The 10,283-nt window shown below is 68.4% G+C and carries 11 protein-coding genes and 2 pseudogenes; 4 read left to right on the top strand and 9 right to left on the bottom strand.

All coding sequences use genetic code 11. The features are described from left to right. A partial coding sequence (locus tag B3I25_RS08975; protein ID WP_286738693.1) for a helix-turn-helix domain-containing protein occupies nucleotides 1-403 on the bottom strand: 403 nt, incomplete at its 3' end. Between the two features lie 105 nt (nucleotides 404-508). Between B3I25_RS08975 and B3I25_RS08970 the strand changes: the two genes are divergently transcribed. Then, entirely contained in the window at nucleotides 509-631 is a 123-nt protein-coding gene (locus B3I25_RS08970; protein WP_286738717.1) for a hypothetical protein, read from the top strand. Nucleotides 632-655: 24 nt separating this feature from the next. Here the strand turns inward: B3I25_RS08970 and B3I25_RS08965 are convergent. Then, nucleotides 656-1,237 (bottom strand): annotated as a pseudogene (locus B3I25_RS08965) (IS3 family transposase); the annotation flags it as partial. A gap of 406 nt (nucleotides 1,238-1,643) precedes the next feature. On the opposite strand from B3I25_RS08965, the gene B3I25_RS08960 reads away from it, so the two are divergent. Continuing rightward, complete coding sequence (locus B3I25_RS08960) at nucleotides 1,644-2,066, top strand: organic hydroperoxide resistance protein (protein WP_035965673.1); 423 nt, start codon at nucleotides 1,644-1,646, stop codon at nucleotides 2,064-2,066. A gap of 159 nt (nucleotides 2,067-2,225) precedes the next feature. Here B3I25_RS08960 and B3I25_RS08955 read toward each other — a convergent pair whose 3' ends face one another. After that, on the bottom strand, nucleotides 2,226-3,143 hold the full coding sequence (locus B3I25_RS08955) for a sulfite exporter TauE/SafE family protein (RefSeq protein WP_206399795.1): 918 nt from the start codon (nucleotides 3,141-3,143) through the stop codon (nucleotides 2,226-2,228). Nucleotides 3,144-3,363: 220 nt separating this feature from the next. Between B3I25_RS08955 and B3I25_RS08950 the strand changes: the two genes are divergently transcribed. Beyond that, complete coding sequence (locus B3I25_RS08950) at nucleotides 3,364-3,531, top strand: hypothetical protein (protein WP_167319024.1); 168 nt, start codon at nucleotides 3,364-3,366, stop codon at nucleotides 3,529-3,531. Nucleotides 3,532-3,604: 73 nt separating this feature from the next. Here the strand turns inward: B3I25_RS08950 and B3I25_RS08945 are convergent, their stop codons facing one another. The 3 genes from B3I25_RS08945 to B3I25_RS08935 form a co-directional block, all read right to left on the bottom strand. Beyond that, nucleotides 3,605-3,916, bottom strand: coding sequence for a CDGSH iron-sulfur domain-containing protein (locus B3I25_RS08945; RefSeq protein ID WP_307723023.1), 312 nt, complete (start codon nucleotides 3,914-3,916; stop codon nucleotides 3,605-3,607). Continuing rightward, nucleotides 3,913-5,010, bottom strand: a complete 1,098-nt coding sequence (locus B3I25_RS08940) for an iron-containing redox enzyme family protein (RefSeq protein WP_082943158.1) — start codon at nucleotides 5,008-5,010, stop codon at nucleotides 3,913-3,915. Before B3I25_RS08940 ends, B3I25_RS08945 begins: the two co-directional genes overlap by 4 nt. 132 nt (nucleotides 5,011-5,142) lie before the next feature. Then, entirely contained in the window at nucleotides 5,143-7,362 is a 2,220-nt protein-coding gene (locus B3I25_RS08935) for a catalase (RefSeq protein ID WP_064845432.1), read from the bottom strand. A gap of 184 nt (nucleotides 7,363-7,546) precedes the next feature. On the opposite strand from B3I25_RS08935, the pseudogene B3I25_RS08930 reads away from it, so the two are divergent. After that, a pseudogene (locus B3I25_RS08930) lies at nucleotides 7,547-8,131 on the top strand (GNAT family N-acetyltransferase); the annotation flags it as partial. Nucleotides 8,132-8,198: 67 nt separating this feature from the next. Here B3I25_RS08930 and B3I25_RS08925 read toward each other — a convergent pair. From B3I25_RS08925 to B3I25_RS08915, 3 genes are read right to left on the bottom strand one after another with little or no spacing between them, the layout of a single operon-like run. After that, nucleotides 8,199-8,954, bottom strand: a complete 756-nt coding sequence (locus B3I25_RS08925) for a class I SAM-dependent methyltransferase (RefSeq protein WP_286738692.1) — start codon at nucleotides 8,952-8,954, stop codon at nucleotides 8,199-8,201. Next, the gene (locus B3I25_RS08920; RefSeq protein ID WP_098054675.1) at nucleotides 8,951-9,502 is read right to left on the bottom strand and encodes a GNAT family N-acetyltransferase; all 552 of its coding nucleotides are present in this window, start codon (nucleotides 9,500-9,502) and stop codon (nucleotides 8,951-8,953) included. The genes B3I25_RS08925 and B3I25_RS08920 overlap by 4 nt, the downstream gene beginning before the upstream one ends. Next, the gene (locus B3I25_RS08915) at nucleotides 9,499-10,167 is read right to left on the bottom strand and encodes a hypothetical protein (RefSeq protein WP_286738691.1); all 669 of its coding nucleotides are present in this window, start codon (nucleotides 10,165-10,167) and stop codon (nucleotides 9,499-9,501) included. Before B3I25_RS08915 ends, B3I25_RS08920 begins: the two co-directional genes overlap by 4 nt. Nucleotides 10,168-10,283: the final 116 nt, after the last annotated feature.

Genomic DNA, 10,283 nt, shown 5'->3' with positions numbered 1-10,283 from the left:
CCGCGTCGAGTGCCCGCAGTTTCTCGAAGGCTTCGCGACGTTCCGTTTCCCGCTGTTCCCGCAATCGGAGGACATCGGAACGACGGAACCGCGTATGTGATCCGACCTTGAAGGATTCAATCAGCTCCTCGCGGGTCCAACGGAGAAGGGTGGGGCGTGAGACCCCCAGGATGTCCGCGGCCACCGTACTTGTCAGCTCGTCGGTCATTTGAGCAATGCTGACCGAACCGTGCTCGGCAATGGCCGTGAGTGCATGGAGGAGTGTCCTCTGGACCTCGTCCGGGAGTTCCACCTCCCCGCCGTTTGCATCGCGCAGAACCAAGGTTGAACCCTGACGCGCGGGGGTCTGCGCCGCGCGCACGGTCTGGGCCGAGATCGTGATCCGCTCAGTCATGGTGGTCATTGGCGTCTCCCTTCGCGCCGTGTTCGTAAGTATTTAGTTATACCGTGACACTCATTCACATATACGTGGCATGGCCTGTGGGTTCTGCGCTCCAGATCCAGCAGCTTGAGCGCCTCCTCGCGCATCTCCATCTTGCGGACCTTGCCCGTGACGGTCATGGGCAACTCCTCCACCACGTGCACATGGCGCGGGATCTTGTGGTGGGAGATCTTCCCCTACGAGAACTGAAGCGCCTTGGGTTACGTTCCGAGGTTAGGGCACCACGGGTGCGGTCGCCTCGATCTCGGTGCAAGCAGCTTCGACCTGGGCCGGGGTCCGGTAGGCCAGGGACTCGTGAAGTCGAGCGGTGTTCCACCAGTGGACCCACTCCAGTATTGCGATCTCCACCGCCGTTGCCGAGTCCCACACGCCCCTGGATTAGATGATCTCCGTCTTGTACAGACTATTGATTGACTCCGCCAGAGCATTGTCATAGGAATCCCCGACTGTGCCGACCGAAGCGGTCACACCCGCGGCGACCAAGGCATCCGTGTAGGCCAAAGATACGTATTGAACCCCTCGGTCCGAATGATGCGTCAGCCCAGAAGACGTCCGACGGGCTCCGCTCGTCAAGAGCGCGTGTTCTAGAGCCAGCAGTGGCAGCCGGTCAGTGTGCAGTGTTGAAGCCACGGCCCAGCCGATGATCTTACGGGTACAGACATCAGTAATGAATGCGACGTAGCAGAATCCCGACATGAGGCGCACGTAGGTGATGTCTGAGACCCACAGCTGGTGCGGGGCGGCAGTGAAGTCACGTTTCACCAGGTCCGGGCGGTGATCCTCACCCTTGGCGGAGTGTTCATGTCCATGAATCGGATCATCTCGTCGTGGGGCGGTCGAGCTCCGCTGCGAAAAAAGCCGAGGCCTTCTTCAGGAATCTCGGAACCAAACCCAGGGCGCTTCAGCGGTCCGTGTGAACCAGGACCGGTCCCGGTGACTACACCCCCCGGATCATGGTCGACTGGGGGGGCAACAATCATGCCGGGACCGGCTGGCTACCTACGCCCTCATCCTCCCGAACTCAGGCGCCACGAAAAAGGTAACGGGGGATTCCGGGTGGCCCTCACCGGCCCGTCCCGCATGAAAAGTGAACGTCTAGATTGTGGACAATCTAAATACCGCGACCTACCATCGATTGCGGTCGTACCACCCGGCGTTCAGGGCCGGGGCTCACCGGCCACGGAAAGGACGAGGAATCATCATGAAGGCTATGTACACCGCGGAAGCGCTTGCCCAGGGCGCGGGCCGCAACGGCAGCGTCGCCACCAAGGACGGGTCGCTGCAGTTCGACCTGGCCGTGCCGAAGGAGATGGGGGGATCCGGGAACGGCGCCAATCCCGAGCAGCTTTTCGCCGCCGGGTACGCGGCCTGCTTCCACTCCGCCTTACAGATGGTCGCCCGCCAGCAGAAGGTCTCGCTCGGTGATTCCGCCGTGGGGGCCCGCGTGCAGATCGGCGACAACGGCGCAGGCGGGTTCACCCTGGCCGTGCAGTTGGAAGTGATCATCCCCGAACTCGAGCACGACGCGGCCCAGGAACTCGCGGACGCCGCGCACCAGGTCTGCCCCTATTCCAACGCCACGCGCGGCAACATCGAGGTCACCGTGACCGTCGTGGAGGATTGACGAGCGCGTCGCACCGCGCCCGATGAGAGCGCACGGCACGTCCCCGGCGTTCTGCGGCCCACTGAGGCCCTGACGGGGCCGTGCCGTGACGCACGGGCGGGGGCCACGAGCCCCACGGCGCCGAGGGGGATGTCACGTCCCCTCGGCGCGACGTCGCCCTCAGACGCTCTCGGGGACGCGCACCTCGGTGCGCAGGGTCGCGGAGCGGCGGTCGGCGAGTTCGCGGCGCACGACCCAGACGACCGCGACGATCCACAGCAGGGCGAGCGCGCCGAGGATCGCGTAGTACGCGGCGTCGCCGGGGAGGCGCGCCTGCACGGCGTCCAGGCGCAACAGGGTACGCGTGTTCGTGAAGATGATGAGTCCGCCGGCGCCGACGGCGAGGATGCGCGGGGCGAGCCAACGCACGAGCCACGCGGCGATCGGCGCGGCCACCACACCGCCGATCAGTAGAGCCAGGACCATGCCGAAGTCGACGCCCTGGCTGCCGAGTGCCATCAGGAACCCGATGGAGGCACCCAGACTGACCACGAACTCGGACGTGTCGATGGATCCGATGACCTTGCGCGGGGCGATCTTGCCGGAGGCCAGCAGGGTGGGGGTGCCCACGGGGCCCCACCCACCGCCGCCGATCGCGTCCATGAAGCCCGCGACCGTGGCCAGGGGGATCAGGAAGAATCCGCGCACCTTGCCCGTGAAGTTCGGGCGCCGCCCGCCGAGCCGCAAGAACCGCCACATCACGTAGCAGCCCAGCAGCAACAGGATCACGGACATCACCGGTGCGGCAGCCTCCCCGGAGAGGGTCAGCAGATGGGCGCCCGCGAACGCGGCGATCCCGCCGGGAACCGCCATGAAGCCCACGACGCGCCAATCGATGTTGCCGAAGCGCCAGTGCGAGAGCCCGGAGGCCAGGGTGGTGCCCACCTCCGCGAGGTGCACTGTCGCGGACACCGAGGCGGGGGTCAGGCCCACGGCCAACAGCAGGGTGGATGAGGTCACGCCGTAGGCCATACCGAGCGAACCGTCCACGAGTTGCGCCCCGAAACCCACCAGGGCGAGCAAGATCAATGTACGCACGGTGCGACTCCTGTGCAGTGGAAGGGGTGAGGTCACTCAGCCTAGGAACCGGGCGGGCGCTCACCCAAGGAATGTTGCGCCGTGCGTCACAACGTGTAGTGCGATGACATCCGCTTGACATCGGCCGGGGGACGTCTTCTCTTGTCAATCGTCAGTACGCTGACGAGGATGGGAGGGTCAGCGATTCCGCCGACCGAGACGTCCAACGAAAGGACAGCACGTGGCAGAGAAAAATCCCGCCAACGCGGGCGAGGAATCCATCAAGATGAGCCCCCAGGAAGAGAGTGCGGCCCTAGGTCAGGAGACCCAGACGGACGCCGAACCCGCCGACGAGGGCGTGGGCGCCATGACGGACAACAAGGGCGACGAGCCCGCCACCGAGAACTGACCTGAACCACTACGCGATCGGCCCGTGGCACATGCCACGGGCCGATCGCGTATTCAGGTCTCCGATGTCCGGCTCAGTCCTCCTCGCCGGGATCCTCGCGGGGGTTGCCGATGTTGTACCGCGGCGGGCGGGTGCGGAAGTTCGCGAGCTTATGCGAACCGTCGCAGAACGGCGCGATCGACGACATGTTGCACCGGCACAGGGCGACGACGCGCCGCGGCGGCTTCTGCGGCTCGGCCCCCGGTTCCGGGGCGATCAGCACGTCACCGCGCACCAAGAGCGGCCCGTCCGGGCACGGGGTGATCACCACGGGATCCTCGGCGTCGTGCGCCACCGAGAGGACGGGGCTCCCGTCGTCCGTGGTGCGTGGATCCTGCTCGCTCACAGGGCCACCCGCTCGGCGACCGGGGCCTCGGAACCCACGGTCTGCAGTCCCGGCATGCTCCCGCGCAGGGAGGTCCGCCCGTCTGACCAGCACTCGAGCATGTGATCACCCATGAGCCCGTCCACGTACAGGCACGCGGCCGCGCCGAACAGGACGTCCTCGAGCAGCTCGGGCTCGTCCTGGGCGAGCGCCCCGGCGAGGTCACGCGCGGCGATCTGTTCGTGAACGGCGTCGGCCTCCACGTGCTCGTCGTAGTACCAGGTGACGTCCGCGTCGTAACCGAGCTTGCGGAACGCTCGGCCGTAGTACTTGTTGGGGATCGAGGACGTCATCTCGAACGCCGCGAGGTGACCCGCGATGGCCCCGCGCAACCGGCGGTGCAGTCCGAACAGGCTCATGAGGTTCATGGACGCGAGCGTGGGGGCGGGCACGAGGTCCAGGTAGTGGTCCAGGGTGTCGTCCAGGCCGAAACCTCGCATGGTCTGCGCGAAGATCGTGGCGTGCACGCGCTCGGGACGGCCCCCGCCGTACTCGTCTGACTGGATCTCCACGAGCGCCGCCTTCGCGCGGCCCCGCAACCGGGCGATGCCCCACGAGTGGGGGTCCGCCTCGCGCAGCGTGTAGATGGAGCGGTGGACCAGGAACTCGCTCAGGATCTCCTCGCTCGGGTGCCGGGCGAGCCACGTGGCCAGGGTGGGCTTGGCGTCCCCGCCGGTCATCGCGAACATCGTGTCCACGAGTTGCGCGGAGTCGCCGGGCAGGGGATCGGGGAGGGGCACGCGACGGCGCAGCTCGGCCTCGAAACCGGCCTCGAGCACTGTGCGCACGCGCAGCAGCTCGGGATCCCACTCGCGGTCCGCGGTCACGAATTCCGCGGGCCCGTAGTGCAACAGGTAGAGCAGGAACAGGGACAGCTGCAGGTCCTCGTCCGCGAGGACGTCCTGCGACGCGTTAACCGCGGTGGCCGTCGCTTCGGACAGCGCCGCGTACCCGCTCGCCGGGGTCTCCTCCGGGCCGGTCAGGATCTCCAGGAGGGCCGTGCTCACGGGTCCGCGAGCGGTCGGGGCCACGGTTCGGGTGGGGACGGTCGTCATGATGGTGTTCTCCGCTCGGGAAGGTGGGTGCTCGGCGCGGGTGGGGTGTCTCTGAAGACGGGGATTGCCCGCGGACCGCGGTGGAGCGGTCCGCGGGCAATCGGCGGAAATAGTACGACTACTTCCTATTCATTAGGCCAACATACCCGTGGTCGGGAAACGTTCCCAGACCCGGTGGCTGCCGAGCAGTTCCACCACGGTGCTCAGCACGTCCTTGGCGGAGTCCGCGCTCACGACGCCGGGCGTCTGGGCGATCTGCAGGGCGTCCAGCACGTCCGTGCCGGGGCCGAACGCGGCGATCGCCTTGGCGTGGCGCCACATCTCGTTGAGCAGCAGGCTCACGCGGGGGTCGATGTCACCCGGGCTGGGTGCACCGGCCTTCGCGTCCAGGCCACCGGCCACGGGGTTCACAGGAGCGCCGGCGGTGGCGACCACCACGGCGTCGAACTCGATGGACCGTGCCGTGAGCAGGGTGCGGTGCGCCACGATGCCCGGGGCCACCTCACCGCCCTGGGGTGCGATGACGAGCGGGACCATGTCCGCGCCGTCGATCTCGGAGACGAGCGTGGCGAGCTGGTCGGCGTCCGTGTCCGGACCCACGAGAATGCCCACCTGGCGGCCTTCGACGGGCCACGTCTCGCCCACCTGGGTGAGGGCCGGGGAGGCCTGGACGTCCTGGGCGGGAGCCTCGGTGGGCTCCTGCTCGGGCAGCCCCAGCGCCTGGGCCACGGTCTTGCCCAGCGCGGGGTCGATCGCGAACAGGTGGCGCAGCTGACGGGTGCGGATGTTCTCGTCCCAGCACTTGCCGAGCTCGAACGCGTAGGCCTGCGCGGTGTGCTCGCGCTCCACCTCGCTCAGCGAGAGCCAGAACAGGCGTGGCTGGCTGAAGTGGTCCTCGAAGGACTGGGGCCGCACGCGCTCCTTGACGGACGCGGGGACCGGGGCCGGGTAGTCGATGAACGCGTGCTCGTCCTCGGGAGTCTCCGCCGGGTTGCCGCCGTCCAGCGAGTTGGGCCGGTAGGGGGCCACACCCGAGTGCACCGCACTCTGGTGGAAACCGTCACGCAGCATGTCGTTGACCGCCGCGTGCGGGCGGTTGATGGGCAGCTGGTTCCAGTTGGGCCCGCCCAGGCGGGTGATCTGGGTGTCCAGGTAGGAGAACAGGCGCCCCTGCAGCAAGGGGTCGTTGGTCACGTCGATGCCCGGGACCAGGTTGTTGGGGTTGAACGCCACCTGCTCCGTCTCCGCGAAGTAGTTGGAGGGGTTGCGGTCCAGGGTCATCAGACCCACGGGCTCCACGGGGACGAGTTCCTCCGGGACGATCTTGGTGGGGTCCAGCAAGTCGATGCCCTGGAACATTTGGTCCTCGGTGTCCTCGAACACCTGGACGCCCAGTTCCCATTGCGGGTACGCGCCGGCCTCGATGGCGTCCGCGAGGTCCCGGCGGTGGAAGTCCGGGTCCGCACCGTTGATCAGCTGGGCCTCTTCCCACGCCACGGAGTGCACGCCCAGGCGCGGCTTCCAGTGGAACTTGACCAGCACGGTGGAGCCGTCCTCGGCCACCAGACGGAACGTGTGGACGCCGAAGCCCTCCATCATGCGGAACGAGCGCGGGATGCCGCGGTCGGACATGTTCCAGATGGTGTGGTGCTGGGCCTCGGTGTGCAGGGACACGAAGTCCCAGAACGTGTCGTGGGCGGACTGGGCCTGGGGGATCTCGCGATCCGGGTGGGGCTTACCGGCGTGGATGACGTCCGGGAACTTAATGGCGTCCTGGATGAAGAACACCGGCATGTTGTTGCCCACGAGGTCCCAGGTGCCCTCGTCCGTGTAGAACTTGACGGCGAAACCGCGGGTGTCACGGGCCAGATCGCCCGAACCGCGGGAGCCCAGCACGGTGGAGAACCGCACGAACACCGAGGTTTCCTTGTCCTTGGCAAACAGGCCCGCGCGGCTGAGCTTGGTGGCCGAGCCGTAGCCGCGGAACGTGCCGTGGGCACCCGCGCCGCGGGCGTGCACCACGCGCTCCGGGATGCGCTCGTGGTCGAAGTGGGAGATCTTCTCCCGGAAGTGGTGGTCCTGCAGCAGCACGGGACCGCGGGCCCCGGCCTTGAGGGACTGGTCGGAGTTCGTTAGGCGCGCGCCGTGCGCGGTGGTGAGGTACTCACCCTGCTGGGCCATCGCGGACATCGGGGCATCGGTGGGCGCACCCGTGGGCGTGACCCGCTCGGGGGCACCCTGATCGGGCTTGGGCGGAAGCGGCTGACGGGGAGCGGTGGGCTCCTCGATGGTCGGTTCACCGGTCCCGGGAACTCCCGGGACCTGGGGGGCGTTGTTATCGCGTGCGGACATGACGATCCTCCTACGAAGCTGACGCACGCCGCGGTCATGGAGTGCGACGTGGTTCTCCCATACTGTCAGCACCCTTGGGGGTGGGCATACACCTGTAGGGAGGCAGTCGCTGTCCTGCGGGGTTGTGAACCCGTCAGGGGCTGCGCCCGCGGGCCGCGCGGCGTCGTCGTGAGACAGTGATCCCATGACGTGGACACCGGTGACATTGCGCGGGCGGTTGGTCCGCCTGGAACCCCTCAGCCGCGAGCACCTGGACGGGCTGATCGAGGCCACCGAGGACGGGCGCATGTGGGAGCGCTGGTACACGAGCGTGGCGGACCCGGACGGCATGGCCGCGGCCGTGGAAAAGTGGCTCACGTGGCAGGACGAGGGATTCATGCTGCCCTTCGTGACCGTGCGGCAGGCCGACGACGTCGTGCTCGGGATGACCACGTTCTACGACCCGCAGTGGGGTGTGCCGCGCGTGAGCGTGGGCCACACGTGGAACCGGGCGTCCACCCACCGGACGGGGACGAATGCGGAGTCCAAGCTGCTGCTCATGACCCACGCGTTCGAGGAGCTCGGGTGCCGGTGCGTGCGTTATGAGACGAGCTGGGCCAATCAGCAGTCCCGGGCAGCGATCGAGCGCCTCGGTGCTCGGCTGGACGGTGTGCTGCGCGCGGACCGGTTGGAGCGCAACGGCGCGCTGCGGGACACCGTGGTGTACTCGGTGCTCGAGCACGAGTGGCCCTCGGTGAAGGCGGGACTCGAGGCGCGGGTCGCGCGACGGGTGAGGAGCAGGTGCGCCGGCACAACGTGGTGCTGCGGGAGACCCGGTCCAAGCGCACGGGCGGCACCTATCGGGACTCCCCGTCCAGCCTGCCCGCCCGCACGGTGATGGGCCAGACGACGTCGCGCGGCCGGGACGGTTCGCCCCACGCCTCGGTGAGGTCGGCGGCGTAATGGCGCAGAACGTCGTCGTGCCCGGACTCCGCGGCGTTGCGCACCGCAGACCACGTGCCCAGGTAGCCCAGGAAGGCATCGAGCGGCCAAGATCGCCGGATGGACAGCGTGGCCACCGGGACCTGCGGGAAGGGGAAGTCGATGTCCCGGTACCCGGTCTCCACGAGGCGGCGCTCGGGCGGCCAGAACGGACCGATCTCGCGCCAGTAGAACCGCTCGAAACGTTCCCGCAGGCCCGGCTCCACCTCCACCACGCCGTAGCTGATGAGTGCGAGGACGGCGCCGGGGGCCGCGATGCGGCGTGCCTGCGTGTAGAAGGCCGGCAGGTCGAACCAGTGTGCGGCCTGGGCCGCGGTCACGAGATCGGTGCGGCCGTCGGCCACGGGCAGGTCCTCCGCCGTCCCGTGCGCGTAGTCGACGCCGCGTGCGGGGGCGGCATGAGCGCGTTGATCCTCACCGGGGTCCACGCCGATCACGTGCGTGAAGTGTTCGGCCAGCAAGCCCGTGAGCTGGCCTGTCCCACAGCCCACGTCCACCGCGGTGCCCCGCCGCGGGGCGATCCGTGCCAGTTCCGCGCCCAGCTCCGCGGGGTAATCGGGGCGGTGCGCGGCGTAGTTCCCTCCGCCCTGCTCGAACCAGTTCCGGGTCATGTGGCGGTCCTCTCATGGGATGGCGGGGTCGGGTGTACCGGTCGTTCCCACAAGGTCACACGGCTGCGCACCTCGTCGTTCTCGTACGGCGCTGTCTCGCCCGTGGGCTCGTACCCCAGAGCCTTCCAGAAGCCGACGGCGCTCGCCGCGTTGGTCTCCACGATCCCCAGGCGCAGGGTGGTCACCTCGGGCCAGCCGCTCACGAGGTTCGTGACGGCATCATGCATCGCCCGCCCCAGGCCCTCTTCCTGGTGGTCCTGCCGCACGAGAAGCAGACCGATGTGAGCGTGATGCTCCTCGGGGAAATTGCGGATGACGTCGGCCATGGCTGCCAGAGCAGGCCCGCGGAACAGCCCGATGTCGTACTTCTGTTCGCGTGCGAGGCCGGGCGGGAGCGCGGAAAGGATCTCGGCGGCGTCGCCGGGGAGGGGCGCGTGTCCACTGATCCGGCGGGTGTAATCGGGGGTCGCCTCGAGCAGCGCTTGTAGCGCCGGCGCGTCCTCCGGTCTCAGTCGACGCAGTTCTGCCGGTTCGTCGACGGCGCTCACCCGAGTTCCGGGGTCCGCGCAGGGGAGATGACCGCAGCGGCGTCGGGCACCCGGACGGTGCTGGTCAGGGCGGTGAGGCTGGGCCGGCGCGGGGTGGAGCTGAAACCGAAGTCCGGGGCCGGGGTCATGTCCGTGAGGCGGCCCAGGTCCTGGTCGTCCCAGGTGGCGCGGGAGTGGGTGATGGTGTGGAGGTCGTAGGCGGCGTACCACTCGGTGCGGTCGTTGCCGGCCGTACCCAGGGTGCGCACGCCGGGCATCACGCGGTGGGCCACCTGATCGGTGAGCCGGGCGAAGGTCAGCGAGGTGCTGATCGGTCGGGGGACCGTCTGCAGCAGGTACCCCAGGGGCGCTCGCGGCCCCACGCTGAAGTGCCATGTAAGCGACCCCGCGGTGACCGTCCACCGGGAGGCGCGGGAGAAGGCCGTGCGCTGCACGTTCACGGGGACGCGGGTGACGGTGTCGAAGGTGTAGGTGTCGGACACGAAATGCGCGACCCAGTCGTTGGGTGCCAGCAGTTCGCGGCGTCCGTCCGGGTGGGCGACCATGACGTCCGCGAACGGGCCCTGCGGCGTGTGGGACCAGCACCCCAGCACCAGCCGCGTGCCGGAGGACGTGCCGACCCCGGCGATGTGGCCGGTGAAGCGGTGACGGATGGATGAGGTCATGGGGCCAGGGTAGGGGAGGGAGGGGTGGTGGGGGAGAAGGTGGCATACGGACCGGGTACGTCCCTGCTGCGTGGCAAACCCGGGGGCGACGTCGCACCCCCGAGCGCTGAGGCCAC

The organism is Kocuria sp. UBA1838, assembly GCF_002338785.1.
Classification (GTDB): Bacteria; Actinomycetota; Actinomycetes; order Actinomycetales; family Micrococcaceae; genus Kocuria; species Kocuria marina.
The sequence above is the reverse complement of the archived record's forward strand: the minus strand, read 5'-3'. Positions and strand labels throughout refer to the sequence as shown.